This is a genomic window from Paraburkholderia phenoliruptrix (assembly GCF_047325075.1).
Classification (GTDB): Bacteria; Pseudomonadota; Gammaproteobacteria; order Burkholderiales; family Burkholderiaceae; genus Paraburkholderia; species Paraburkholderia phenoliruptrix.
The window spans coordinates 687123-712733 of record NZ_CP168531.1 but is presented as its reverse complement, the minus strand read 5'-3'; the positions used below and the strand labels follow the sequence as shown (position 1 = coordinate 712733).

Genomic DNA, 25611 nt, shown 5'->3' with positions numbered 1-25611 from the left:
CGTTATTCTCCAGTCTTCCCGTCGCCGCCGGCACCGCCAGCACGACGAGGAGCGCCACGGCGTGCACCTGCCGGGCCACCACCTTCACCATCGCGACGCGGACGGCGATCGCCACCCGGACGTGCGTTGCGGCGCGGACGCTTTTCTTCGGCGACTTCTTCAACCACCGGTGCGTCGTTACGGCCGAGCGTGTCGCCCTTGTAGACCCACACCTTCACGCCGATGATGCCGTACGTCGTCTTCGCTTCCGAAGTCGCGTAGTCGATATCCGCACGCAGCGTATGAAGCGGCACGCGACCTTCGCGATACCATTCCGTACGTGCGATTTCGATACCGTTCAGACGGCCAGCGCTCATGATCTTGATGCCTTGAGCACCCAGACGCATCGCGTTTTGCATTGCACGCTTCATCGCGCGGCGGAACATGATCCGGCGCTCGAGCTGTTGCGTGATCGAATCGGCGATCAGTTGCGCGTCGGTTTCCGGCTTGCGAATTTCTTCGATGTTGACGTGAACCGGAACGCCCATGCGCTTTTGCAGCTCGGACTTCAGCAGTTCGATGTCTTCACCCTTCTTGCCGATCACGACACCCGGACGCGAGCTGAAAATCGTGATACGCGCGTTCTTTGCAGGACGCTCGATCACCACGCGGCCGACGGACGCGTTCTTCAGCTTCTTCTTCAGGTATTCACGAACACCGATGTCTTCCTGCAACATCGCCGCGAAATTGTTGTTGTTCGCGTACCAACGCGAAGCCCAATTGCGGCTGACGGCCAAACGGAAGCCAGTCGGATGAATTTTCTGTCCCATCGTATGACCCCTTAATTCCCGACCGTCACAGTGATGTGACAGGATTGCTTCTCGATGCGGTTACCGCGGCCTTTAGCGCGCGCGGTGAAACGCTTGAGCGACGCAGCCTTGTCGATGTAAATGCTCGTAATCTTGAGCTCATCGATATCGGCGCCTTCGTTGTGCTCCGCATTCGCGATCGCCGACAGCACGACCTTTTTCACGATTCCCGCAGCCTTCTTCGGCGAGAACGTCAGAACGTTCAGCGCCTTGTCGACCGGCAAACCGCGGATCTGGTCAGCCACAAGGCGCGTTTTCTGCGCCGAGATGCGGGCACCGCGATGAATTGCTTTCACTTCCATCTTGAGCCCCTTATTTCTTAGCCTTCTTGTCGGCTGCATGACCCTTGAACGTACGGGTCAGTGCGAACTCGCCAAGCTTGTGGCCGACCATGTTTTCCGAGATGTACACCGGAACGTGTTGACGGCCGTTGTGAACGGCGATCGTCAGACCGATGAAATCCGGGAGGATCGTCGAGCGACGCGACCAGGTTTTGATCGGCTTCTTATCCCGCGAAGCTGCTGCCGCCTCAACTTTCTTCAGCAAATGGGCGTCGCAGAACGGACCTTTTTTTACAGAACGTGCCATTGCCTACTCCTTAACGCTTGTGACGGCGCTGGACGATCATGCTCGTCGTGCGCTTGTTGCTGCGAGTGCGATAACCCTTAGCAGGCGTGCCCCACGGGCTCACCGGATCGCGACCTGCAGCCGTCTTGCCTTCACCACCACCGTGCGGGTGATCGACCGGGTTCATTGCAACGCCGCGCACCGTCGGGCGGATACCGCGCCAGCGGTTCGCGCCAGCCTTACCGATTTGACGGAGGCTGTGCTCTTCGTTGCCAACTTCACCGATCGTCGCGCGGCACTCAACGTGGACGCGGCGGATTTCACCCGAGCGCAGGCGGACCTGTGCGTAGATGCCTTCACGAGCCAGCAGCATGGCCGACGTGCCAGCCGAACGCGCCATTTGCGCGCCCTTGCCCGGCAGCATTTCGATGCAGTGGATCGTCGTACCGACCGGAATGTTGCGGATCGGGAGCGTGTTACCTGCGCGGATCGGCGCTTCCGAACCCGACATCAGTTGCTGACCGACGGTGACACCCTTCGGAGCAATGATGTAGCGGCGCTCGCCGTCGGCGTACAGAACCAGCGCGATGTTCGCGCTACGGTTCGGATCGTACTCGAGACGTTCGACCTTGGCCGGAATGCCATCTTTCGTGCGACGGAAATCGACGACGCGATAGTGGTGCTTATGACCACCGCCCTTATGACGCGTGGTGATGTGACCGTTGTTGTTACGGCCGGCGGTCGAGGATTGCGTGTCGAGCAGCGCAGCGAACGGCTTGCCCTTGTGCAGTTCCTTGTTGACCACCTTCACCATCGCGCGGCGACCCGGCGAAGTCGGCTTAACTTTAACGATTGCCATGATTACTTGGCCTCCGCTTCAAAGTTGATTTCCTGGCCGGGCTTCAGGCAGACGTACGCCTTCTTCACGTCCTTGCGCTTGCCCATGAAGCGGCCAAAGCGCTTGGCTTTGCCCTTCGAGACCAGCACGTTGACGGAATTGACTTCCACCTTGAACAGCAGCTCGACTGCAGCTTTCACTTCCTGCTTCGTGGCATCGGGCGCGACTTCGAACACGACTTGCTCGTTCTTGTCGGCCACCAGCGTCGCCTTTTCGGAGATCACCGGCGCGAGCAGGACCTGCATCAAACGATGATCGTTTTTGCGAATCTCGCTCATGACAGCAACTCCTCGATCTGGGCGACCGCAGCCTTCGTGATCAGGACCTTCTTGAAGTAGATCAGCGACAGCGGGTCGGCGTAACGCGGCTCGACAACCGCCACGTGGGCGAGGTTGCGCGACGCGAGGTACAGGTTTTCGTCAACCGTGTCGGTAATCACCAGCACGGAGTCGAGACCCATCGCCTTGAATTTTTCGGCCAGCAGCTTGGTCTTCGGTGCTTCGAGCGTCAGCTCGTCGACCACCGAGATGCGGCCTTCGCGGGCCAGCTGCGAGAAGATCGAGCAGAGACCTGCGCGATGCATCTTCTTGTTGACCTTGTGCGAAAAGTTTTCTTCCGGCGAATTCGGGAAGATCCGGCCACCGCCGCGCCACAACGGGCTCGACGACATACCGGCACGGGCGCGGCCCGTACCCTTCTGGCGCCACGGCTTCTTGGTCGTGTGCTTGACTTGCTCACGGTCCTTCTGCGCGCGGTTGCCGCTGCGGGCATTCGCTTGATACGCCACCACGACCTGGTGAATCAGGGCTTCGTTGTAGTCACGGCCGAACACGACGTCCGACGCGCTAACGCCTGCACCTTCCTGACCATTGGCATTCAGGAGCTTAAGTTCCATTATTTCGCTCCTTTCACGGCACGCGTCTTCACGGCCGGCGTAACGAATACCTTGCCACCCTTCGCACCCGGAACGGCGCCCTTGACCAGCAACAGCTTGCGGTCAGCGTCGATACGAGCGATTTCGAGGTTTTGCACCGTTACCGTTTCGTCACCCATGTGACCGGTCATGCGCTTACCCGGGAAAACACGACCCGGATCCTGCGCCATACCGATCGAACCCGGCACGTTGTGCGAGCGCGAGTTACCGTGCGATGCACGGCCGGATGCGAAATTGTAACGCTTGATGGTACCGGCGTAGCCCTTACCGATCGACACGCCTTGCACGTCGACCTTCTGGCCCACTTCGAACAGGTCGGGACCGACCACGGCGCCGTTCGACAACTCGGCTGCCTTAGCGGCGTCGATCTGGAATTCTTTGAGGATTTCACCGGCTTGAACGCCGGCTTTGGCGAGATGACCGGCCAACGGCTTCGTCACGCGCGATGCACGGCGCGTACCGAATGCAACCTGCACGGCGGTGTAGCCGTCGGTTTCAACAGTCTTGATCTGCGTCACGCGGTTGTCGGACACGTCCAGCACGGTAACGGGAATCGAATCCCCTTCAGCCGTGAAGATACGGGTCATGCCAACCTTGCGACCTACGAGTCCAAGGCTCATCGTTTTCTCCATTCCCGACTGCGATTGGTCGGGGCTAATTTACAAAATGCCGGTGCCGTTTCGGGCGTGAAACCACGCTGCAGCACACCGACTTTTTTGCGCAAATGCGCGAAAAGCCTTGCATTATAGCGAGGCTTTTCGTTTTCTGCAAGCAATCAAAGACTTAGCGTTGCCGATCAGGCTCGGCAACGGCTGGGAGCCTTATTGCAGCTTGATTTCGACGTCCACGCCAGCCGGCAGGTCGAGCTTCATCAGCGCGTCGACGGTCTTGTCCGTCGGATCGACGATGTCCATCAGACGCTGATGCGTACGGATTTCGAGCTGATCGCGCGACGTCTTGTTGACGTGCGGCGAACGCAGGATGTCGAAGCGTTGAATACGGGTGGGCAGGGGTACCGGGCCACGAACGATTGCGCCAGTCCGCTTCGCCGTGTCGACGATTTCAGCAGCCGACTGGTCGATCAGGCGATAGTCGAAAGCCTTCAGGCGAATACGGATTTTCTGGTTCTGCATGACAATTCCTTGGAAAGAGCGAGGCGGTATTGCGCCGCCAGATAGTAAAAGAACGTAGAGCCGGATGCCCACTTGGGGCGGGCGCCCGGCTCCGGGCACCACTTACTGCAAGTGAATCCGCGATTTTACTCGAGAATCTTGGCAACGACACCTGCGCCGACGGTACGGCCGCCTTCGCGGATAGCGAAGCGCAGACCTTCTTCCATCGCGATCGGGTTGATCAGCTTCACCGTGATCGACACGTTGTCGCCCGGCATGACCATTTCCTTGTCCTTCGGCAGCTCGATCGAGCCCGTCACGTCCGTCGTACGGAAGTAGAACTGCGGACGGTAGTTGTTGAAGAACGGCGTGTGACGGCCGCCTTCGTCCTTGCTCAGCACGTACACTTCAGCCGTGAAGTGCGTGTGCGGGTTGATCGAACCCGGCTTGGCCAGCACCTGGCCACGCTCCACGTCTTCGCGCTTCGTGCCGCGCAGCAGGATACCCACGTTGTCGCCCGCCTGACCCTGGTCCAGCAGCTTGCGGAACATTTCCACGCCCGTGCAGGTCGTCTTCACCGTCGGCTTGATACCGACGATTTCGATTTCCTCGCCGACCTTGATGACGCCGCGCTCAACGCGACCCGTCACCACCGTGCCGCGACCCGAGATCGAGAACACGTCTTCCACCGGCATCAGGAACGTGCCGTCCACAGCGCGCTCCGGCGTCGGGATGTACGTGTCCAGCGCGTCGGCCAGGTTCATGATCGCCACTTCGCCCAGCTCGCCCTTGTCGCCTTCCAGCGCCAGCTTGGCCGAACCCTTGATGATCGGCGTGTCGTCGCCCGGGAAGTCGTACTTCGACAGAAGTTCGCGCACTTCCATCTCGACCAGTTCCAGCAGCTCGGCGTCGTCCACCATGTCGCACTTGTTCAGGAACACGATGATGTACGGCACACCGACCTGACGCGCCAGCAGGATGTGCTCACGCGTTTGCGGCATCGGGCCGTCAGCGGCCGAGCACACGAGAATTGCGCCGTCCATCTGCGCGGCGCCCGTGATCATGTTCTTCACATAGTCAGCGTGGCCCGGGCAGTCGACGTGTGCGTAGTGGCGGTTAGCCGTTTCGTACTCGACGTGCGCGGTGTTGATCGTGATGCCACGTGCCTTTTCTTCCGGCGCCGCGTCGATCTGGTCGTATGCCTTCGCTTCGCCGCCAAACTTCTGCGTCAGAACCGTCGTGATCGCTGCCGTCAGCGTGGTCTTGCCGTGGTCAACGTGACCGATCGTGCCGACGTTCACGTGCGGCTTGGTCCGCTCAAACTTACCTTTAGCCATGTTTCTCTTCTTTCAAAAAGTTAATCGTTAATGACTTGCCGCGCGATTACTTCGACTTGGCGTTGATGATCGCTTCCGACACGTTACGCGGTGCTTCAGCGTAGTGCTTGAACTCCATCGTGTACGTTGCACGACCTTGGGTCAGCGAACGCAGCGACGTCGAGTAGCCGAACATTTCCGACAGCGGCACTTCGGCGCGAACGATCTTGCCGCCGCCCACCATGTCTTCCATGCCCTGGACGATACCGCGACGGCCCGACAGGTCGCCCATCACGTTGCCCATGTAGTCTTCCGGCGTTTCGACTTCCACAGCCATCATCGGTTCGAGGATGACCGGGTTTGCCTTGCGCATTGCTTCCTTGAACGCCATCGAACCGGCCATGCGGAACGCATTTTCGTTCGAGTCGACGTCGTGGTACGAACCGAACGTCAGGTGAACCTTCACGTCAACGACCGGGAAGCCCGCCAGCACGCCTGCCTTCAGCGTTTCCTGGATACCCTTGTCGACTGCCGGGATGTATTCACGCGGAATCACGCCGCCCTTGATCTCGTCGAGGAACTCGTAACCCTTGCCCTGCTCGTTCGGCTCCAGCGTGATCACTGCGTGACCATACTGACCGCGGCCGCCCGACTGCTTGACGAACTTGCCGTCGACGTCAGCCGCCGTGCTGCGAATGGTTTCGCGGTAGGCCACTTGCGGCTTGCCGACCGTGGCTTCCACGCCGAATTCACGCTTCATCCGGTCGACCAGAATTTCGAGGTGGAGCTCGCCCATACCCGAAATGATGGTTTGACCCGATTCTTCGTCCGTTTGAACGCGGAACGACGGATCTTCCTGAGCCAGGCGATTCAGCGCCAGACCCATCTTTTCCTGGTCAGCCTTCGTCTTCGGCTCGACAGCCTGCGAAATCACCGGCTCCGGGAAAATCATGCGCTCGAGCACGATCGGGTTTTGCGGATCGCACAGCGTGTCGCCCGTGGTCGCTTCCTTCAGACCGACTGCTGCGGCGATGTCGCCCGCGCGCACTTCCTTGATTTCTTCGCGCTGGTTCGCGTGCATCTGCAGAATACGGCCCAGACGTTCCTTCTTGTCCTTGGTCGCGTTCAGCACCGTGTCGCCCGAATTGACGACGCCCGAGTACACACGGAAGAAGATCAGCTGGCCGACGAACGGGTCGGTCATGATCTTGAATGCCAGTGCCGAGAACTTCTCGTCGTCGGCAGCGCGGCGCTCAGCCTTCTCACCGCTTTCCAGTTCGCCCGTAACCGGCGGAATGTCGATCGGCGACGGCAGGAAGTCCAGAACGGCGTCGAGCATGCGCTGCACGCCCTTGTTCTTGAACGCGGTGCCGCACAGCATCGGCTGGATTTCGCAAGCGATCGTACGGTCGCGCAGGCCCTTGATGATTTCCGCTTCGGAGAGCTCGCCCTCTTCCAGGTACTTGTTCATCAGCTCTTCGCTCGACTCGGCGGCCGCTTCGATCATCTTTTCGCGCCATTCGTTGCACGAATCGACCAGCTCAGCCGGGATGTCTTCGTACGAGAACTTGGTGCCTTGGGACGCGTCGTCCCAAATGATCGCCTTCATCTTCATCAGGTCGACGACGCCCGTGAAGTTTTCTTCCGCGCCGATAGGCACCACGACCGGAACCGGGTTGGCCTTCAGACGCAGCTTCAGCTGGTCGTAAACCTTGAAGAAGTTCGCGCCGGTACGGTCCATCTTGTTGATGAACGCGAGACGGGGAACCTTGTACTTGTTAGCCTGACGCCACACGGTTTCCGACTGCGGCTGCACGCCGCCCACTGCACAGTAGACCATGCAGGCGCCGTCGAGCACGCGCATGGAGCGCTCGACTTCAATCGTGAAGTCGACGTGGCCCGGGGTGTCGATGATGTTGATGCGGTGCTCGGCGCGGTCGCCGGCCATGCCTTTCCAGAACGCCGTCGTAGCAGCCGACGTAATCGTGATGCCGCGTTCCTGCTCCTGCTCCATCCAGTCCATGGTGGCGGCGCCGTCGTGCACTTCACCAATCTTGTGGTTCACGCCGGTGTAGAACAGGATGCGCTCGGTCGTCGTCGTTTTGCCGGCGTCGATGTGAGCGCTAATACCGATGTTACGGTAGCGCTCGATAGGTGTCTTGCGAGCCACTTTGATCCTCTATGGGGATGACGCGATGCGAGAAATACCCATCGCGCTGTAACACAAACGGGCGAGGCGCTTTGTAAGCGCACCCGCCCGGAATTTCTTTCCGTTTTTGCTGCTAACCCGGGTTCGGGAAGCTTAGAAACGGAAGTGCGAGAACGCCTTGTTGGCTTCTGCCATCCGGTGAACTTCGTCGCGCTTCTTCATTGCGCCGCCACGGCCTTCGGCCGCTTCGGAGAGTTCACCTGCCAGACGCAGGGCCATCGACTTCTCGCTGCGCTTCTTCGCGGCTTCACGCAGCCAACGCATCGCCAATGCCATACGACGCGACGGGCGCACTTCGACCGGAACCTGATAGTTCGCACCACCAACGCGGCGGCTCTTCACTTCGACCACCGGCTTGACGTTGTTGAGCGCTACCGTGAACACTTCCAGCGGGTCCTTGCCACCCTTGGTCTGGATCTGTTCGAAAGCGCCGTACACGATGCGCTCGGCAACCGACTTCTTGCCGGAGAGCATCAGCACGTTCATGAACTTAGCTACATCAACGTTACCGAACTTCGGATCCGGCAACACTTCCCGCTTGGGGACTTCGCGACGACGCGGCATGTTTCTTCCTTTAACTTTTCAGTTGGAGCTGGGTTGAACCCATCTAGCCCCGCGGCCACCAACTAACCCGATTCATCTCTGACGACTTACCAGCCTGGTCGGGTGACCACTTACTCGACAGCACCGGCGATTCCGGCACCACCGCTAATACCGCCTTTGCAGGCGACCTGAACTGCTGACCGACTGCTTACTTGCCGGCCTTGGCGCGCTTCGCACCGTACTTCGAGCGAGCCTGCTTACGATCCTTGACCCCCTGGGTATCCAGCGAGCCGCGAACCATGTGGTAACGCACACCCGGCAAGTCCTTCACACGGCCGCCGCGAATCAGCACGACCGAGTGTTCCTGCAGGTTGTGGCCTTCACCACCGATGTACGAAATGACTTCGAAGCCGTTCGTGAGGCGCACCTTTGCAACCTTACGGAGTGCCGAGTTCGGCTTCTTCGGCGTCGTGGTGTACACACGGGTGCACACGCCGCGACGCTGGGGGCAGTCCTGCAGGGCCGGCGACTTGCTCTTCGTCGTTTCCGACGTGCGGCCTTTGCGAACCAGTTGATTGATGGTTGGCATTGTTTATTCCTGAAATTGAACAAAATCGACGCATATGTTTTCGGGCAAAGCGAAAACGACTGCGCATCGAACTTCCGGCTTGAATCAGCTTGAATCAAATCTGGACTACGAACACACGGACAGCGCCCGCGCGCAAGCATCCCAAGAACCGGAACCTAGCATAGTATTCCGAAAACACTAAGCGAGTCAACAGGTTGCAATGTTTCGCAGACCTGCGCACCTCGCCGGGTGACGGCGGCCGGCTTAATCTGCGGCGACGACTTCCAGCAGTTCCTCGCCGAAACGGTCGAGCTTGCGCGCGCCCATGCCCGGAATGCCGCGCAGATCCTCGATAGAATCGGGGCCGTTGCGCGCGATCTCGGCCAGTGTGGCGTCGTGGAAAATGACATACGCCGGCACTCCGTCGCTTTTCGCGGTTTCCGTGCGCCACGCGCGCAGCCGCTCCCAGCGTGCGCGTTCGCGGGGACCCATGCCGAGCGTCGGATCCGCGCGTTCACTGGTCCGCCCGGACGACTGGCGGGTCCGGGTGGGCTTCACGTAGCGGCGCATGGTCACGCTTTGCTCGCCTTTCAACACGGGCTTGCTCGCCTCGGTGAGAACGAGCGAGCCGAAGCCTTCGTGATCGACCGTCAGGTAGCCGAATGCCACGAGCTGCCGAAACACCGCGCGCCACTCCGGCTCGCCGAGCGCGGCGCCGATGCCGAAGGTGGTCAGCTTTTCATGACCGCGCTGCAGGATTTTCTCGCTGCGATTGCCGCGCAAAATGTCGATCAGATGGCCCGCGCCGAAATTGAAACCGCTCGCCCGCTGCGCGCGGAACACACAGGAAAGCGCCATCTGCGCCTCACGCGTCGCGTCCCACGTGGCGGGCGGCTCAAGGCAGTTGTCGCAGTTGCCGCACGGCTTGCTCGCTTCGCCGAAGTACGCGAGAAGTCGCACGCGCCGGCACGTCGCCGCTTCGCAGAGTCCGAGCAACGCGTCGAGCTTGCCCGTCTGGACGCGCTTGTGCGCGTCGTCGGCGTCGGACTCGTCGATCATTTTGCGCTGCTGGACGACGTCGCCGAGCCCGTAGGCCATCCACGCGTTGGACGGCATGCCGTCGCGCCCCGCCCGGCCCGTTTCCTGGTAATAGCCTTCGACGCTCTTCGGCAAATCCAGGTGAGCGACAAAGCGCACGTCCGGCTTGTCGATGCCCATGCCGAACGCAATCGTCGCGCACATGACGATGCCTTCCTCCCGCTGAAACATTTCCTGGTGTTTCTGGCGCGTCTCGAATTCCATGCCCGCGTGATACGGCAGCGCGCGCATGCCTTTTTCTTTCAGCCACTCGGCCGTTTCCTCGACCTTGCGCCGCGACAGGCAATAGACGACGCCGGCGTCGGTCGTGCCGTCCGCGCGCGTGTGCTCCGCGCGAATGAAGTCGAGCAGCTGCGTGCGCGCGTTGTCCTTTTCGACAATCCGGTAGCGAATATTCGGCCGGTCGAAACTGGACACGAAGATGCGCGCGTCGTCCAGCGCAAGACGGTGGATGATCTCGTCGCGCGTGATCGCGTCCGCGGTGGCCGTCAGTGCAATGCGCGGCACATTGGGAAAGCGCTCGTGCAACACCGACAACTGAATATATTCGGGCCGGAAGTCGTGCCCCCATTGCGACACGCAATGCGCCTCGTCGATGGCAAACAGGCCGATGCGCGTGCGCTCCAGCAATTCCTGGAAGCGCGGCGTCATCAAACGTTCCGGGGCGACATACAGGAGATCGATGTCGCCGTCGCGCAACGCACGCTCGGTCGCCATGGCCTCGGCGCTCGACAGCGTGGAGTTCAGGTACGCCGCGCGCACGCCGACTTCGGTCAGCGCCGCCACCTGATCCTGCATGAGCGCGATCAGCGGGGAGACGACGATGCCCGTGCCAAAGCCGCGCTCGCGGCGCACGAGCGACGGTATCTGATAACACAGCGATTTACCGCCGCCCGTCGGCATCAGCACCAGACAGTCGCCGCCGCCGGCGACGTGCTCGACAATTTCGCCTTGTTGTCCTCTGAACGCGGGGTAGCCAAAGACTTCGTTGAGGATTTCGAGCGGACGGGACATGAATTTGAGAGAAGCGGCGCAAAGCGGGTGACAGGAATTTTACCAACCCATTCGGGTTACGCCCGCGCTTTGCAACAACGTTAGCCATTCGGCCTACGAATCGGCAAAAGCGGGCAAAAGGCCAGTAAAAAAGCGGCGCACGAAAAAAAAGCCGCCCAGTCGAAACTGGGCGGCTTTGCTGGCGGGTAAGCCGAGGCGGCTTGCGCCGCCCCGACATCCCGCTGAGCTTACTCGCCGGAGTGTTGCTGTTCGGCGGCCGGGGTTTCCGGCGTGCCGAATTCGAACGACTCTTCCGCTGCGATCTGGTCGAAACGCTCGCGGTCGGACAGCTCCTTGCTCTTGCGCGCCTTGTGGAACGCGAGACCCGTACCGGCCGGAATCAGACGGCCGACGATCACGTTTTCCTTCAGACCGCGCAGGTCGTCGCGTTTGCCCATGATCGCCGCTTCGGTCAGCACGCGGGTCGTTTCCTGGAACGACGCCGCGGAGATGAACGAGTCGGTGGACAGCGACGCCTTCGTGATACCGAGCAAGACGTTTTCGTACGTTGCCGGACGCTTGTCTTCCGCGATCATGCGGTCGTTTTCGTCGAGCATATCCGACCGCTCGACCTGTTCGCCCGGGATGAAGCGCGTATCGCCGTTGTCCGTGATCTGCACGCGGCGCAGCATCTGACGAACAATCACTTCAATGTGCTTGTCGTTGATCTTCACGCCTTGCAGACGGTACACGTCCTGCACTTCGTCCACGATGTAACGCGACAGCGCCTCGACGCCCTGCAGACGCAGGATGTCGTGCGGATCGGCCGGCCCGTCCACGATCATTTCGCCCTTGTTGACGACCTGACCATCGTGCACCAGAACCTGCTTTTCCTTCGCGATCAGGAACTCGTGCTGGTTGCCCTCGAGGTCCGTGATAACGAGACGCTGCTTGCCCTTCGTGTCCTTACCGAACGACGTCGTACCCGTGACTTCCGCCAGGATACCTGCGTCCTTCGGCGAACGTGCTTCGAACAGTTCCGCCACACGCGGCAGACCACCGGTAATGTCACGCGTCTTCTGCGATTCGGTCGGGATACGTGCGAGCACTTCGCCCACCTGCACCTGCTGACCGTCCTTCACGGTGATCAGCGCGCCGACCTGGAAGCCGATCTGCACCGAGTGCTCGGTGTTCGGGATCTTGACTTCCTCGCCGTTCGCGTCGAGCAGCTTGACCTGCGGACGCACCGTCTTCGACGCCTGCGAACCGCGGCGCTTCACGTCGATCACGACCAGCGTGGACAGACCCGTCACGTCGTCGATCTGCTTCGCCACGGTCACGCCTTCCTCGACGTTTTCGAACTTCACCGTGCCACCGTATTCGGTGATGATCGGACGCGTCATCGGGTCCCACGTCGCCAGTTGCGTGCCGGCCTTGATCTGCGCGCCGTCCAGTTGCAATAGCGTCGCGCCGTACGGCACCTTGTGACGTTCGCGCTCGCGACCGTGGTCGTCGGTGATCATGGCTTCGCCCGAACGCGAAATGACGATCTGCTCGCCCTTCGCGTTGGTGACGTAACGCATCGTGGACGTGAAACGCACCGTACCGTTCGACTTGGCTTCAACCGACGAAGCGACTGCCGCACGCGATGCCGCGCCACCGATGTGGAACGTACGCATGGTCAGCTGCGTGCCCGGCTCACCGATCGACTGAGCGGCGATCACACCGACCGCCTCACCGACGTTCACGAGCGAGCCGCGGCCCAGGTCGCGGCCGTAGCAGGCTGCGCACAGACCGTAGCGCGTTTCGCAGGTGAGCGGCGTACGCACGCGCACTTCGTCGATACCGAGGCGTTCGATTTCCTCGACCGCGTCTTCGTCGAGCAACGTGCCCGCTTCGTACAGCGTTTCCTGCGATTCCGGATTGACGACGTCGGCCACCGCCACGCGACCGAGAATACGGTCACGCAGTGCTTCGACGACTTCACCGCCTTCGACGAGCGCCTTCATGGCCACGCCTTGCGACGTGCCGCAATCGTCCTCGACCACCACCAGATCCTGCGTCACGTCGACGAGACGACGCGTCAGGTAACCGGAGTTCGCCGTCTTCAGTGCCGTATCAGCCAGACCCTTACGTGCGCCGTGGGTCGAGATGAAGTACTGCAACACGTTCAGACCTTCGCGGAAGTTCGCGGTAATCGGCGTCTCGATAATGGAGCCGTCCGGCTTCGCCATCAGGCCGCGCATACCGGCCAGCTGACGAATCTGCACCGCCGAACCACGCGCGCCCGAGTCCGCCATCATGTAGATGGAGTTGAACGACTCCTGACGCGTTTCGTTGCCGTCGCGATCGATCACCGGTTCCGTGGACAGCTGCTCCATCATCGCCTTGCCGACCGCTTCCGACGTTGCCGACCAGATGTCGACCACGTTGTTGTAGCGCTCTTGCGACGTGACGAGACCCGACATGTACTGACGGTCGTATTCCTTCACCTTCTTCGCGGCGTCGCCGACGATGGTTTCCTTCTGCGGCGGCACGAGCATGTCGTCCACGCAGATCGAGATACCCGCGCGCGTTGCCAGACGGAAACCGGACTGCATCAACTGGTCGGCGAAAATCACCGTTTCGCGCAGACCGCACTTGCGGAACGCCGTGTTGATGAGACGCGAGATTTCTTTCTTCTTCAGCGGCTTGTTCAGCACCGAGAACGGCAGGCCCGGCGGCAGAATCTCCGACAGGATTGCGCGGCCGACGGTCGTTGCGTACAACGTGACCTTCGGCACGAACGCCGGCGCACCTTCCGACTTGTCTTCGTTGTGGACCATTTCGGTGATCCGCACGTTGACGCGCGACGCGAGCTCGACTTCCTTGTTCTCGTAGGCACGCAGCACTTCCGAGACGCCGGTGAACGACAGGCCTTCGCCCTTGCCGTTCACGGCCTCACGGGTCGCGTAGTACAGACCCAGCACGATATCCTGCGACGGCACGATCGACGGATCGCCGTTCGCCGGGAACAGCACGTTGTTCGACGCCAGCATCAGCGTGCGCGCTTCCATCTGCGCTTCGAGCGACAGCGGCACGTGAACAGCCATCTGGTCACCGTCGAAGTCGGCGTTGAACGCCGCGCAAACGAGCGGGTGCAGCTGGATTGCCTTGCCTTCGATCAGCACCGGCTCGAAAGCCTGAATGCCGAGACGGTGCAGCGTCGGCGCACGGTTCAGCATGACCGGATGCTCGCGGATCACCTCTTCGAGGATGTCCCACACCACCGGCGTCTGGTTCTCGACTTCCTTCTTCGCAGCCTTGATGGTGGTTGCAACACCCATCACTTCGAGCTTGTTGAAGATGAACGGCTTGAACAGTTCGAGCGCCATGAGCTTCGGCAGACCGCACTGATGCAGCTTGAGCGTCGGGCCGACCACGATCACCGAACGGCCCGAGTAGTCCACACGCTTACCGAGCAGGTTCTGACGGAAACGGCCGCCCTTACCCTTGATCATGTCGGCGAGCGACTTCAGCGGACGCTTGTTCGCGCCGGTCATGGCCTTACCGCGGCGACCGTTGTCGAGCAGCGAGTCGACGGCTTCCTGCAGCATCCGCTTTTCGTTGCGGACGATGATTTCAGGCGCCTTCAGCTCGAGCAGACGCTTCAACCGGTTGTTACGGTTGATCACGCGGCGATACAGGTCGTTCAGGTCCGACGTCGCGAAACGGCCGCCGTCGAGCGGCACGAGCGGACGCAGTTCCGGCGGCAGCACCGGCAGCACTTCGAGCACCATCCAGTCAGGCTTGATGCCCGAACGCTGGAAAGCCTCGAGCACCTTCAGGCGCTTCGCGTACTTCTTGATCTTCGCTTCAGAGCCCGTGTTCTTGAGCTCGGTGCGCAGCAGTTCGACCTGTTCGTCGATGTTGATTGCGCGCAGCAGCTCGCGAACGCCTTCCGCGCCCATCTCGGCACGGAATTCGTCACCGTACTCTTCGACCTTGTTGTAGTAATCCTCTTCGGTCATGATCTGGCGCGCTTTCAGCGGCGTCATGCCCGGGTCGATCACCACATAGGCTTCGAAGTACAGCACGCGCTCGATGTCGCGCAGCGTCATGTCGAGCACCATGCCCAGACGCGACGGCAGCGACTTCAGGAACCAGATGTGCGCAACCGGCGAGGCCAGTTCGATGTGGCCCATCCGTTCGCGACGCACCTTGGCGAGCGTCACTTCCACGCCGCACTTCTCGCAGATCACGCCGCGATGCTTCAGGCGCTTGTACTTGCCGCAAAGGCATTCGTAGTCTTTGATCGGGCCGAAGATCTTCGCGCAGAACAGACCATCGCGCTCCGGCTTGAACGTCCGGTAGTTGATGGTTTCCGGCTTCTTCACTTCACCGAACGACCACGAACGGATCTTGTCCGGCGAGGCCAGACCGATCTTGATTGCGTCAAAAACTTCAGGTTGTTGGACTTGCTTGAATAGATCGAGCAAAGCTTTCATCGCTTCTCTCCAGTAGTCCGATTAGTTGCGGTCGAGGTCGATATCGATACCGAGCGAGCGGATTTCCTTCACCAACACGTTGAAGGACTCCGGCATGCCAGCATCGATCACGTGATCGCCCTTGACCAGGTTCTCGTACACCTTGGTCCGGCCCGTCACGTCGTCCGACTTCACCGTCAGCATTTCTTGCAGCACGTACGATGCGCCGTACGCTTCGAGCGCCCACACTTCCATTTCACCGAAACGCTGGCCACCGAACTGCGCCTTACCGCCCAGCGGCTGCTGCGTCACGAGCGAGTACGGGCCCGTGGAACGCGCGTGCATCTTGTCGTCGACCAGGTGGTGCAGCTTCAGGTAGTGCATGTAGCCGACCGTCACCGTACGTTCGAACATTTCGCCCGTGCGGCCGTCGTACAGACGCACCTGATTCTTCGACGGCGTCATGCCGAGGTTCTGCGCGATGTCGTCCGGGAACGCCAGATCCAGCGCGCGCGACATTTCTTCTTCCGTCGCACCGTCGAACACCGGCGTCGCGAACGGCACGCCTTCGCGCAGGTTCTTCGCCAGTTCGACGATTTCCTCGTCGGTGAAGCTGTCCAGCTCTTCGGCGCGGCCCGACTCGTTGTAGATCTTGGTCAGGAACTCGCGCAGTTCTTCGATCTTCGCCTGACGCTGCAGCATTTCGCCGATACGCCAGCCGAGACCCTTCGCGGCCCAGCCCAGATGCACTTCGAGAACCTGACCGACGTTCATCCGCGACGGCACGCCGAGCGGGTTCAGAACGACGTCAGCCGGACGGCCGTCGGCCATGTACGGCATGTCTTCGATCGGCACGATCTTCGACACGACACCCTTGTTACCGTGACGGCCTGCCATCTTGTCGCCAGGCTGCAGACGGCGCTTGACTGCCAGATACACCTTGACCATCTTCAGCACGCCCGGCGGCAGTTCGTCGCCTTGCGTGAGCTTCTTGCGCTTTTCTTCGAACGCCAGGTCGAACTGGTGACGCTTCTGTTCGATCGAATCCTTGATCGCTTCGAGCTGCGCCGCTGCTTCTTCGTCCGCGAGGCGGATGTCGAACCAGTGGTAATGATCGAGATCTTCCAGGTAAGCCTGTTCGATCTTCGTGCCCTTCGCGAGCTTCTTCGGACCGCCGTTCGCGACCTTGCCCGTCAGCATGCGCGCGAGACGCTGGAACGCGTCGCCTTCCACGATACGCAGCTGGTCGTTCAGGTCGAGACGATAGCGCTTCAGTTCGTCGTCGATAATCTGTTGCGCGCGCTTGTCGCGCTGAATGCCTTCGCGCGTGAACACCTGGACGTCGATCACCGTGCCGCTCATGCCCGACGGCACGCGCAGCGAGGTGTCCTTCACGTCCGAAGCCTTTTCGCCGAAAATGGCGCGCAGCAGCTTCTCTTCCGGCGTCAGCTGGGTTTCGCCCTTCGGCGTGACCTTGCCGACCAGCACGTCGCCTGCTTCGACTTCCGCGCCGATGTAGACGATGCCCGACTCGTCGAGACGGCCGAGTTGTACTTCAGCCAGGTTCGAGATGTCGCGCGTGATTTCTTCCGGTCCGAGCTTCGTGTCGCGAGCCACGACGTTCAGTTCTTCGATGTGGATCGACGTGTAACGGTCGTCGGCCACCACCTTCTCCGAGATCAGGATCGAGTCTTCGAAGTTGTAGCCGTTCCACGGCATGAACGCGACCAGCATGTTCTGGCCGAGCGCCAGTTCGCCGAGGTCCGTGGATGCGCCGTCAGCCAGCACGTCGCCGCGCGAAACCTTGTCGCCGACCTTCACGATCGGACGCTGGTTGATGTTCGTGTTCTGGTTCGAACGCGTGTACTTGATCAGGTTGTAGATGTCGACACCGACGTCGCCAGCCACCGCTTCTTCGTCGTTCACGCGAATCACGATACGGCCCGCGTCGACGTAGTCGACCACGCCGCCGCGGAAGGCCTGAACCGTCGTGCCCGAGTCGACCGCCACCGTGCGCTCGATACCGGTACCGACCACGGCCTTTTCAGGACGCAGACACGGCACAGCCTGACGCTGCATGTTCGAGCCCATCAATGCGCGGTTCGCGTCATCGTGCTCGAGGAACGGAATCAGCGATGCAGCCACCGAGACGATCTGCGACGGCGCCACGTCCATGTACTGGATGCGGTCCGGCGTGACCATCAGCGTTTCGCCCGCTTCACGCGACGACACGAGTTCGTCGGTCAGCGTGCCGTCTTCGGCCACCGCCGCGTTCGCCTGCGCGATCACGTAACGGCCTTCTTCGATCGCCGACAGGTAGTCGATCTGGTCGGTCACCTTGCCGTCCACGACCTTGCGATACGGCGTTTCGAGGAAGCCGTATTCGTTCAGGTGCGCGTACAGCGCGAGCGAGTTGATCAGACCGATGTTCGGACCTTCAGGCGTTTCAATCGGGCAGACGCGGCCGTAATGCGTAGGATGCACGTCGCGCACTTCGAAGCCTGCGCGCTCACGCGTCAAACCACCCGGGCCCAGTGCCGAAACACGGCGCTTGTGGGTAATTTCCGACAGCGGGTTGGTCTGGTCCATGAACTGCGACAGCTGCGACGAACCGAAGAACTCGCGAATCGCCGACGAAATCGGCTTCGAGTTGATCAGGTCGTGCGGCATCAGGTTTTCGCTTTCGGCCTGGCCGAGGCGTTCCTTCACAGCACGTTCCACACGCACGAGACCGGCGCGGAACTGGTTCTCCGCCAGTTCGCCGACGCAACGCACACGGCGATTGCCGAGGTGGTCGATGTCGTCGACTTCGCCCTTGCCGTTACGCAGCTCGACCAGAATCTTGATCGTCGCGAGAATGTCGTCGTCCTGCAGCGTCATCGGGCCGACGATCTCGTCGCGACCCACGCGGCGATTGAACTTCATACGACCCACCTTGGACAGGTCGTAGGCGTCTTCGCTGTAGAACAGACGGTTGAACAGTGCCTCGACCGCTTCTTCGGTCGGCGGCTCGCCCGGGCGCATCATGCGGTAGATCGCGATGCGCGCGGCCATCTTGTCGGCGGTTTCGTCGATACGCAGCGTGGACGAGATGTACGGACCCTGGTCCAGATCGTTCGTATAAAGCGTCTGGATGTCCTTGATCTTCGCTTCGCGCAGCTTTTCGAGGACGGTTTCCGTGATTTCGTCGTTCGCATTCGCGATGACTTCACCGGTGTCGCCGTCGACGACGTTCTTCGCCAGCACGCGGCCGAGCAGATAGTCTTCCGGAACCGAGATGAACTTGGTCTTGGCGTTGTCCAGGTCGCGGATGTGCTTCGCGTTGATCCGCTTGTCCTTCTGGACGATCACATTGCCGTCGCGGTCGGTAATGTCGAAACGCGCGACTTCGCCACGCAGACGCTCCGGCACGAACTCCATCTGCGCGCCTTCGGGCATCAGCGTGAAGTTATCGAACACGAAGAAGTTTGCGAGGATCTGTTCCGGCGTGAGGCCGATTGCCTTCAGCAGGATCGTGACCGGCATCTTGCGGCGGCGGTCGACGCGGAAGTACAGCACGTCCTTCGGGTCGAACTCGAAGTCGAGCCACGAACCGCGGTAAGGAATGATACGTGCGGAGAACAGGAGCTTGCCCGAGCTGTGCGTCTTGCCCTTGTCGTGCTCGAAGAACACGCCAGGCGAACGGTGCAGCTGCGAAACGATCACGCGCTCCGTGCCGTTGATGACGAACGAACCCGTCGGCGTCATGAGCGGAATTTCGCCCATGTACACTTCCTGTTCCTTCACTTCCTTGACGACCGGCTTGCTCGGCGATTCTTTATCGAGCAGCACCAGACGCACTTTGGCGCGCAGCGCCGAGCAGTAGGTCAAACCGCGCTGCTGACATTCCTTGATGTTGAATGCCGGCGGCGACAGCATGTAGCTGACGAACTCGAGGCGTGCGAACCCGTTGTGCGAAACGATCGGGAAAACGGATGTAAACGCAGCCTGCAGGCCTTCCGGCTTGCGCTGCGTAGACGGCGTATCTGCTTGCAGAAACGTGCTGAATGATTCAAGCTGGGTAGCCAGCAGGAAAGGTACTTGGTGAACGATGGGGCGCTTCGCAAAACTCTTGCGAATACGCTTCTTCTCGGTGAAGGAATATTGCATACGATCTCCGAATCACGGCGGGCATTGTTGTCGAGGCAGGATACCTTGATGAGACAACCCGAGTGTTCACCGACTGAGACCCGATGGCCGTCCGATGGCTTGAACGAGCCTAGAAGCTTGGTGGTTGGCCTCTACCAACCGCTGGCTGACGGTAGCGGATGCGTGTCGCATCTGGGACTTGAGCCGCTACCCGACCAAACTTGCCTTCTGCAGTCGCTTCAGAAGACAAAGAGAAGCGCCGGTCAATGTTGCCGATAGGCGATTTTCTTTGGCTTCTGGGAGTCGCATTCCTGCCGGACAGCAATGCAAAAACGCGTCCCCCACAAAGCACAAAAAGGCCGGCGGTGAAAAACCGCCAGCCTTCGCACAGCGCGCTGAAACTTACTTGATTTCAGCCTTCGCGCCGGCTTCTTCCAGCTTCTTCTTGGCTTCTTCAGCAGCAGCCTTCGGCACCGATTCCTTAACGGGCTTCGGTGCGCCGTCGACCAGGTCCTTCGCTTCCTTCAGGCCGAGACCCGTCAGTTCACGAACTGCCTTAATGACGGAAACCTTGTTCGCGCCGACGTCAACCAGGTTGACCGTGAATTCGGTTTGCTCTTCAGCTGCAGCAGCGCCGCCGCCTGCACCTGCCGGGCCTGCCACTGCAACAGCAGCTGCCGACACGCCAAACTTTTCTTCGAACGCCTTAACCAGCTCGTTCAGTTCCAGAACCGACATCGAGCCTACGGCTTCGAGGATGTCTTCTTTTGCGATTGCCATTTGAAATACTCCTAAATTGAATTCGGATACAGCTAGCGATCAATTACGCTCGGCTGAAGTGCATTACGCAGCGGATTCTTCGCCTTGTTTCTTCTCTGCCAGCGCGGCCAGAGCGCGCGCGAAGCCAGAAACAGGTGCTTGCATAACGAACAACAGCTTGGAGAGCAGTTCCTCGCGGCTCGGGATGTTGGCCAGCGCTTGCACGCCTGCCTTGTCCATCACGTTGCCTTCGTAGGCGCCAGCCTTGATGACCAACTTGTCATTGCTCTTGCTGAAGTCGTTGACGACCTTGGCAGCAGCAATTGCATCTTCCGAGATGCCGTAGATCAGGGGGCCAGTCATCTGCTCTGCCAGCGGAGCAAACGGGGTACCTTCGACAGCGCGACGCGCCAGCGTGTTCTTCAACACGCGAAGATAAACCTGTTGCTCACGCGCTTTCGCGCGCAGCTTGGTCAGATCGCCAACCGTGATCCCACGATACTCAGCCAGAACCACGGTCTGGGCTTTCGCGACTTGCGCGGCAACCTCAGCGACGACGGCCTGCTTGCTTTCTTTGTTGAGTGGCACGGTTAACCTCCAGATTCGATACACGCGGCGTGCGCCTTGTGTACCGCGTTCAATAACGGCGTCCGACCAGTCAGGAGTATTTCGACCGCCCGACACCCGCATTGCTGCGAGCATCAACCGGCTTCATCACTACAAAACTTTTTCGGGTTCGCCATCTGCGTTGGCTTTGCATTAAGGGCTCGCCTACCTGCTGCGTGCCCGCCAACGGTCTTTGACAACCGGCTGCGCGATGCAACTGCCACCGCACAACCGCCCAAAGCCCATAAACCACCCCGGCTTTCGCCGAGGCGATGAATTACTTACTGCGCCGCGAGCGATGCCTGGTCGACGCGAACGCCGACGCCCATCGTGCTCGACAGAGCGACCTTGCGCAGGTAGACACCCTTGCTGGTCGCCGGCTTGGCCTTCTGCAGCGCGTCGATGAGCGCGCTCAGGTTGCTGCGCAGAGCCGTCGGCTCGAACGAAGCACGCCCGATGGTGGCGTGGATGATACCGGCCTTGTCGACGCGGAATTGCACCTGACCTGCCTTGGCGTTCTTGACTGCAGTCGCGACGTCCGGCGTGACCGTGCCGACCTTCGGGTTCGGCATCAGGCCGCGCGGGCCGAGGATCTGACCGAGCGTACCGACAACGCGCATCGTGTCCGGCGAAGCGATCACGATATCGAAGTCCAGATTGCCGGCCTTAACCTGTTCAGCCAGGTCTTCCATACCGACGACTTCAGCGCCAGCTGCACGAGCCTGCTCAGCCTTTTCGCCTTGCGCGAACACAGCGACGCGGACCGACTTACCGGTACCTGCCGGCAGAACGACCGAACCCCGGACCACCTGGTCCGACTTCTTTGCATCGATGCCGAGTTGCACGGCCACGTCGATCGACTCGTCAAACTTGGCGCTTGCGCATTCCTTCACGAGCGACAGTGCGTCGTCGATCGGGTACAGCTTCTGACGGTCAACCTTTGCTGCAAATGCTTGCAGACGCTTAGAAAGCTTAGCCATTTACACGCCCTCCACGGTGATGCCCATCGAGCGGGCGCTACCAGCGATCGTACGAACCGCTGCGTCCAGATCAGCTGCCGTCAGATCGGGCATCTTGGTCTTGGCGATGTCTTCAGCTTGAGCGCGGGTAATCTTGCCGACCTTGTCGGTGTGCGGCTTGCTCGAACCCTTGTCGACCTTCGCTGCCTTCTTGATCAGGACCGTTGCCGGCGGCGTCTTGAGGACGAACGTGAAGCTCTTGTCAGCGAACGCGGTGATCACGACCGGAATCGGCAGACCCGGTTCCAGTGCTTGGGTCTGCGCGTTAAACGCCTTGCAGAACTCCATGATGTTCAGGCCGCGCTGGCCCAGTGCCGGACCGACCGGCGGCGACGGGTTGGCTTTACCTGCAGGAATCTGCAGCTTGATAAAGCCAATGATTTTCTTTGCCATGTTGAAAACCTCTTTGGAACGCCGCGTTGCGAGCAGACGTTCAGTGAGTAGTAACGCGCGTTCGTCGAAACTCGACTAGTTACGCTCCTCAACGGCCGTTACGCGGACCGTAAGCGCGAAGTACGAAACGCGCCGAATGGCGCGCCGCGTAAAATTCTGAATTACAACTTCTCGACTTGGCCGAATTCCAGTTCAACCGGCGTTGCGCGGCCGAAAATCGTAACGGAAACACGGACACGCGACTTTTCGTAGTTGACTTCTTCGACGCTGCCGTTGAAATCCGTAAAAGGACCGTCCTTCACCCGCACCATCTCGCCTACTTCGAACAGGGTCTTCGGGCGCGGCTTTTCCACGCCTTCCTGCATCTGCGACATGATCTTCTCGACTTCACGCGGAGAAATCGGACTCGGGCGATTACGTGCACCACCAACGAAGCCAGTGACCTTCGCCGTATTCTTCACGAGGTGCCACGTCTCGTCGGTCATTTCCATTTCCACCAGCACGTAGCCAGGGAAGAAACGACGCTCGGTCACCGACTTGTGACCACCTTTCACCTCGACCACTTCTTCAGTTGGAACGAGGATTTGACCAAACTGGTCTTGCATGCCAGCACGTTCGATGCGCTCCTGAAGCGCACGTTGCACGCTCTTCTCCATACCGGAGTAGGCGTGCACGACGTACCAGCGTTTGCCGCTCGGAGATGCCGGAGTATCGCTCATATCATTTCCAACCCAGAATCACCGAGAAAATCGCCCATTCGATGGATTTATCACTCACCCAAAGAAAGATCGCCATAACGAACACGAAGCCGAACACGACCAACGTCGTCTGGGTGGCCTCTTTGCGAGTCGGCCAGACAACCTTGCGGACTTCCTTGTACGAATCTTTGGCGAAAGCGATGAAACCCTTGCCAGGCGCGGAGAGAAGACCGACTGCAACACCCGCGATTGCACCAACAGCCAAGGCGGCTCCGCGGACGTACCATTCCTGACCGTTGAGCCAGAAGAACCCCACGAACCCGGCCAAGACCAGCAATACGCCCGCGACGAGCATCAGCTTGTCGCCGGATGTATTTACAGTTTCGACGGAAGGATTCGCCATAACACCTTAACGAAGCGTCACATACGACGCGAGAGTTGGCAGGGGCAGAGGGAATCGAACCCCCAACCTTCGGTTTTGGAGACCGACGCTCTGCCAGTTGAGCTATACCCCTAAACCATTTGGGGTTGACGACACCGCCAACCCCGAAACTACAGATTAACGAGAACTGTCTGGCGTTACTCGAGAATCTTGGCAACGACACCTGCGCCGACGGTACGGCCGCCTTCGCGGATAGCGAAGCGCAGACCTTCTTCCATCGCGATCGGGTTGATCAGCTTCACCGTGATCGACACGTTGTCGCCCGGCATGACCATTTCCTTGTCCTTCGGCAGCTCGATCGAGCCCGTCACGTCCGTCGTACGGAAGTAGAACTGCGGACGGTAGTTGTTGAAGAACGGCGTGTGACGGCCGCCTTCGTCCTTGCTCAGCACGTACACTTCAGCCGTGAAGTGCGTGTGCGGGTTGATCGAACCCGGCTTGGCCAGCACCTGGCCACGCTCCACGTCTTCGCGCTTCGTGCCGCGCAGCAGGATACCCACGTTGTCGCCCGCCTGACCCTGATCCAGCAGCTTGCGGAACATTTCCACGCCCGTGCAGGTCGTCTTCACCGTCGGCTTGATACCGACGATTTCGATTTCCTCGCCGACCTTGATGACGCCGCGCTCAACGCGACCCGTCACCACCGTGCCGCGACCCGAGATCGAGAACACGTCTTCTACCGGCATCAGGAACGTGCCGTCCACAGCGCGCTCCGGCGTCGGGATGTACGTGTCCAGCGCGTCGGCCAGGTTCATGATCGCCACTTCGCCCAGCTCGCCCTTGTCGCCTTCCAGCGCCAGCTTGGCCGAACCCTTGATGATCGGCGTGTCGTCGCCCGGGAAGTCGTACTTCGACAGAAGTTCGCGCACTTCCATCTCGACCAGTTCCAGCAGCTCGGCGTCGTCCACCATGTCGCACTTGTTCAGGAACACGATGATGTACGGCACACCGACCTGACGCGCCAGCAGGATGTGCTCACGCGTTTGCGGCATCGGGCCGTCAGCGGCCGAGCACACCAGGATTGCGCCGTCCATCTGCGCGGCGCCCGTGATCATGTTCTTCACATAGTCAGCGTGGCCCGGGCAGTCGACGTGTGCGTAGTGGCGGTTAGCCGTTTCGTACTCGACGTGCGCCGTGTTGATCGTGATGCCACGTGCCTTTTCTTCCGGCGCCGCGTCGATCTGGTCGTATGCCTTCGCTTCGCCGCCGAACTTCTGCGTCAGAACCGTCGTGATCGCTGCCGTCAGCGTGGTCTTGCCGTGGTCAACGTGACCGATCGTGCCGACGTTCACGTGCGGCTTGGTCCGCTCAAACTTACCCTTGGCCATTTTCGACTCCTAAGAGGATTTTTCCGTACGTTGCGCCGGGCGCAAACAATCACCGGGTACTTCTGGTGCCCATGGGCAGGATCGAACTGCCGACCTCTCCCTTACCAAGGGAGTGCTCTACCACTGAGCCACATGGGCGCTACTTCTATTTGGCTGGAGCGGGTGAAGGGAATCGAACCCTCGTCGTAAGCTTGGAAGGCTTCTGCTCTACCATTGAGCTACACCCGCAAGGACCCATGGATTCCCAACAACTGCTACAACTTGCATTCTGGTGGAGGAGGTTGGATTCGAACCAACGTAGGCGTAAGCCAACAGATTTACAGTCTGCCCCCTTTAGCCACTCGGGCACCCCTCCGCAGAGAACTGATGATTATGGGGGAACAACCGCTGAATGTCAAGAGTTACTCGACTGTTCCAAACCCAAACGCTCTCACTTATAGGTAGTGATTGCGGTGCTGCCGTAAACGCAGAAACCCCACCTTTGCGGGGTGGGGTTTCTGACGGTGGTGGGGAGCCTGACGATTACCTACTTTCACACGGGTAATCCGCACTATCATCGGCGTGGAGTCGTTTCACGGTCCTGTTCGGGATGGGAAGGGGTGGGACCGACTCGCTATGGTCATCAGGCTTTGACGGGTTGCCGTACTGCCGGTGGGGCAATACAGCCAATCTGGAAGAAGTAGTTT

At 60.2% G+C, this 25611-nt stretch carries 22 protein-coding genes, 4 tRNA genes and 1 rRNA gene; all 27 read right to left on the bottom strand.

Annotation, left to right across the window (positions count from 1 at the left end; translation table 11 throughout):
- Nucleotides 1-2 precede the first annotated feature (2 nt).
- The 27 genes from rpsC to rrf all read right to left on the bottom strand — a co-directional run bounded on the left by rpsC (nucleotide 3) and on the right by rrf (nucleotide 25552).
- On the bottom strand, nucleotides 3-809 hold the full coding sequence (gene rpsC, locus ACEN8U_RS15210) for a 30S ribosomal protein S3 (protein WP_012434570.1): 807 nt from the start codon (nucleotides 807-809) through the stop codon (nucleotides 3-5).
- Nucleotides 810-820: 11 nt separating this feature from the next.
- On the bottom strand, nucleotides 821-1150 hold the full coding sequence (rplV, locus tag ACEN8U_RS15205) for a 50S ribosomal protein L22 (protein WP_011490054.1): 330 nt from the start codon (nucleotides 1148-1150) through the stop codon (nucleotides 821-823).
- A gap of 10 nt (nucleotides 1151-1160) precedes the next feature.
- Complete coding sequence (gene rpsS, locus ACEN8U_RS15200) at nucleotides 1161-1436, bottom strand: 30S ribosomal protein S19 (RefSeq protein WP_004199273.1); 276 nt, start codon at nucleotides 1434-1436, stop codon at nucleotides 1161-1163.
- A 10-nt stretch (nucleotides 1437-1446) separates the two neighbouring features.
- Nucleotides 1447-2274 (bottom strand): 50S ribosomal protein L2, encoded by an 828-nt coding sequence (gene rplB, locus ACEN8U_RS15195; RefSeq protein WP_013589834.1) that lies wholly within the window; start codon nucleotides 2272-2274, stop codon nucleotides 1447-1449.
- 2 nt (nucleotides 2275-2276) lie between these two features.
- Nucleotides 2277-2591 (bottom strand): 50S ribosomal protein L23, encoded by a 315-nt coding sequence (gene rplW, locus ACEN8U_RS15190; RefSeq protein ID WP_007180135.1) that lies wholly within the window; start codon nucleotides 2589-2591, stop codon nucleotides 2277-2279.
- Entirely contained in the window at nucleotides 2588-3208 is a 621-nt protein-coding gene (gene rplD / locus ACEN8U_RS15185) for a 50S ribosomal protein L4 (protein WP_008923346.1), read from the bottom strand. The genes rplW and rplD overlap by 4 nt, the downstream gene beginning before the upstream one ends.
- On the bottom strand, nucleotides 3208-3867 hold the full coding sequence (gene rplC / locus ACEN8U_RS15180; RefSeq protein ID WP_013340741.1) for a 50S ribosomal protein L3: 660 nt from the start codon (nucleotides 3865-3867) through the stop codon (nucleotides 3208-3210). Before rplC ends, rplD begins: the two co-directional genes overlap by 1 nt.
- 201 nt (nucleotides 3868-4068) lie before the next feature.
- Nucleotides 4069-4380, bottom strand: coding sequence for a 30S ribosomal protein S10 (gene rpsJ / locus ACEN8U_RS15175; RefSeq protein ID WP_006998489.1), 312 nt, complete (start codon nucleotides 4378-4380; stop codon nucleotides 4069-4071).
- A 125-nt stretch (nucleotides 4381-4505) separates the two neighbouring features.
- The gene (gene tuf, locus ACEN8U_RS15170) at nucleotides 4506-5696 is read right to left on the bottom strand and encodes an elongation factor Tu (protein WP_013340742.1); all 1191 of its coding nucleotides are present in this window, start codon (nucleotides 5694-5696) and stop codon (nucleotides 4506-4508) included.
- 46 nt (nucleotides 5697-5742) lie between these two features.
- A complete protein-coding gene (gene fusA, locus ACEN8U_RS15165) occupies nucleotides 5743-7845 on the bottom strand; it encodes an elongation factor G (RefSeq protein WP_013589835.1) in 2103 nt (700 codons plus the stop codon).
- A gap of 132 nt (nucleotides 7846-7977) precedes the next feature.
- On the bottom strand, nucleotides 7978-8448 hold the full coding sequence (gene rpsG / locus ACEN8U_RS15160) for a 30S ribosomal protein S7 (RefSeq protein ID WP_006053291.1): 471 nt from the start codon (nucleotides 8446-8448) through the stop codon (nucleotides 7978-7980).
- 187 nt (nucleotides 8449-8635) lie between these two features.
- Nucleotides 8636-9016 (bottom strand): 30S ribosomal protein S12, encoded by a 381-nt coding sequence (gene rpsL / locus ACEN8U_RS15155; RefSeq protein WP_006053290.1) that lies wholly within the window; start codon nucleotides 9014-9016, stop codon nucleotides 8636-8638.
- A gap of 243 nt (nucleotides 9017-9259) precedes the next feature.
- Entirely contained in the window at nucleotides 9260-11107 is a 1848-nt protein-coding gene (gene recQ, locus ACEN8U_RS15150; RefSeq protein ID WP_013589836.1) for a DNA helicase RecQ, read from the bottom strand.
- Between the two features lie 227 nt (nucleotides 11108-11334).
- Nucleotides 11335-15573: a DNA-directed RNA polymerase subunit beta' gene (rpoC, locus tag ACEN8U_RS15145; protein WP_013340745.1), complete on the bottom strand. Its 4239-nt coding sequence runs from the start codon at nucleotides 15571-15573 to the stop codon at nucleotides 11335-11337.
- Nucleotides 15574-15594: 21 nt separating this feature from the next.
- Nucleotides 15595-19701, bottom strand: a complete 4107-nt coding sequence (gene rpoB, locus ACEN8U_RS15140; RefSeq protein WP_013589837.1) for a DNA-directed RNA polymerase subunit beta — start codon at nucleotides 19699-19701, stop codon at nucleotides 15595-15597.
- A 381-nt stretch (nucleotides 19702-20082) separates the two neighbouring features.
- Nucleotides 20083-20460 (bottom strand): 50S ribosomal protein L7/L12, encoded by a 378-nt coding sequence (gene rplL, locus ACEN8U_RS15135; protein WP_013340747.1) that lies wholly within the window; start codon nucleotides 20458-20460, stop codon nucleotides 20083-20085.
- A gap of 63 nt (nucleotides 20461-20523) precedes the next feature.
- The gene (rplJ, locus tag ACEN8U_RS15130; RefSeq protein WP_013340748.1) at nucleotides 20524-21027 is read right to left on the bottom strand and encodes a 50S ribosomal protein L10; all 504 of its coding nucleotides are present in this window, start codon (nucleotides 21025-21027) and stop codon (nucleotides 20524-20526) included.
- A gap of 299 nt (nucleotides 21028-21326) precedes the next feature.
- On the bottom strand, nucleotides 21327-22025 hold the full coding sequence (gene rplA, locus ACEN8U_RS15125; protein ID WP_006053278.1) for a 50S ribosomal protein L1: 699 nt from the start codon (nucleotides 22023-22025) through the stop codon (nucleotides 21327-21329).
- The gene (gene rplK / locus ACEN8U_RS15120; RefSeq protein ID WP_013589839.1) at nucleotides 22026-22457 is read right to left on the bottom strand and encodes a 50S ribosomal protein L11; all 432 of its coding nucleotides are present in this window, start codon (nucleotides 22455-22457) and stop codon (nucleotides 22026-22028) included.
- Between the two features lie 161 nt (nucleotides 22458-22618).
- On the bottom strand, nucleotides 22619-23176 hold the full coding sequence (gene nusG / locus ACEN8U_RS15115) for a transcription termination/antitermination protein NusG (RefSeq protein WP_007180147.1): 558 nt from the start codon (nucleotides 23174-23176) through the stop codon (nucleotides 22619-22621).
- A gap of 1 nt (nucleotide 23177) precedes the next feature.
- Entirely contained in the window at nucleotides 23178-23558 is a 381-nt protein-coding gene (gene secE, locus ACEN8U_RS15110; protein WP_015003929.1) for a preprotein translocase subunit SecE, read from the bottom strand.
- A gap of 36 nt (nucleotides 23559-23594) precedes the next feature.
- Nucleotides 23595-23670 (bottom strand) — tRNA-Trp (locus ACEN8U_RS15105).
- A gap of 64 nt (nucleotides 23671-23734) precedes the next feature.
- Entirely contained in the window at nucleotides 23735-24925 is a 1191-nt protein-coding gene (gene tuf / locus ACEN8U_RS15100; RefSeq protein ID WP_013340742.1) for an elongation factor Tu, read from the bottom strand.
- 63 nt (nucleotides 24926-24988) lie between these two features.
- Nucleotides 24989-25063, bottom strand: a tRNA-Thr gene (locus tag ACEN8U_RS15095).
- A 16-nt stretch (nucleotides 25064-25079) separates the two neighbouring features.
- A tRNA-Gly gene (locus ACEN8U_RS15090) sits at nucleotides 25080-25153 on the bottom strand.
- Nucleotides 25154-25194: 41 nt separating this feature from the next.
- A tRNA-Tyr gene (locus tag ACEN8U_RS15085) sits at nucleotides 25195-25280 on the bottom strand.
- A 158-nt stretch (nucleotides 25281-25438) separates the two neighbouring features.
- A 5S ribosomal RNA gene (gene rrf / locus ACEN8U_RS15080) occupies nucleotides 25439-25552 on the bottom strand.
- Between the last annotated feature and the right edge of the window lie 59 nt (nucleotides 25553-25611).

Coding starts and splice junctions, on each gene's coding strand:
- rplK (WP_013589839.1), bottom strand. CDS start 22,457: ATGGCAAAGAAAATCATTGGCTTTATCAAGCTGCAGATTCCTGCAGGT.
- recQ (WP_013589836.1), bottom strand. CDS start 11,107: ATGTCCCGTCCGCTCGAAATCCTCAACGAAGTCTTTGGCTACCCCGCG.
- rplB (WP_013589834.1), bottom strand. CDS start 2,274: ATGGCAATCGTTAAAGTTAAGCCGACTTCGCCGGGTCGCCGCGCGATG.
- rplV (WP_011490054.1), bottom strand. CDS start 1,150: ATGGAAGTGAAAGCAATTCATCGCGGTGCCCGCATCTCGGCGCAGAAA.
- rplL (WP_013340747.1), bottom strand. CDS start 20,460: ATGGCAATCGCAAAAGAAGACATCCTCGAAGCCGTAGGCTCGATGTCG.
- tuf (WP_013340742.1), bottom strand. CDS start 24,925: ATGGCCAAGGGTAAGTTTGAGCGGACCAAGCCGCACGTGAACGTCGGC.
- rplD (WP_008923346.1), bottom strand. CDS start 3,208: ATGGAACTTAAGCTCCTGAATGCCAATGGTCAGGAAGGTGCAGGCGTT.
- tuf (WP_013340742.1), bottom strand. CDS start 5,696: ATGGCTAAAGGTAAGTTTGAGCGGACCAAGCCGCACGTGAACGTCGGC.
- rpsS (WP_004199273.1), bottom strand. CDS start 1,436: ATGGCACGTTCTGTAAAAAAAGGTCCGTTCTGCGACGCCCATTTGCTG.
- nusG (WP_007180147.1), bottom strand. CDS start 23,176: ATGAGCGATACTCCGGCATCTCCGAGCGGCAAACGCTGGTACGTCGTG.
- rpsL (WP_006053290.1), bottom strand. CDS start 9,016: ATGCCAACCATCAATCAACTGGTTCGCAAAGGCCGCACGTCGGAAACG.
- rplW (WP_007180135.1), bottom strand. CDS start 2,591: ATGAGCGAGATTCGCAAAAACGATCATCGTTTGATGCAGGTCCTGCTC.
- rpsG (WP_006053291.1), bottom strand. CDS start 8,448: ATGCCGCGTCGTCGCGAAGTCCCCAAGCGGGAAGTGTTGCCGGATCCG.
- rpsC (WP_012434570.1), bottom strand. CDS start 809: ATGGGACAGAAAATTCATCCGACTGGCTTCCGTTTGGCCGTCAGCCGC.
- rpoB (WP_013589837.1), bottom strand. CDS start 19,701: ATGCAATATTCCTTCACCGAGAAGAAGCGTATTCGCAAGAGTTTTGCG.
- rpoC (WP_013340745.1), bottom strand. CDS start 15,573: ATGAAAGCTTTGCTCGATCTATTCAAGCAAGTCCAACAACCTGAAGTT.
- secE (WP_015003929.1), bottom strand. CDS start 23,558: ATGGCGAATCCTTCCGTCGAAACTGTAAATACATCCGGCGACAAGCTG.
- rplC (WP_013340741.1), bottom strand. CDS start 3,867: ATGAGCCTTGGACTCGTAGGTCGCAAGGTTGGCATGACCCGTATCTTC.
- rpsJ (WP_006998489.1), bottom strand. CDS start 4,380: ATGCAGAACCAGAAAATCCGTATTCGCCTGAAGGCTTTCGACTATCGC.
- rplA (WP_006053278.1), bottom strand. CDS start 22,025: ATGGCTAAGCTTTCTAAGCGTCTGCAAGCATTTGCAGCAAAGGTTGAC.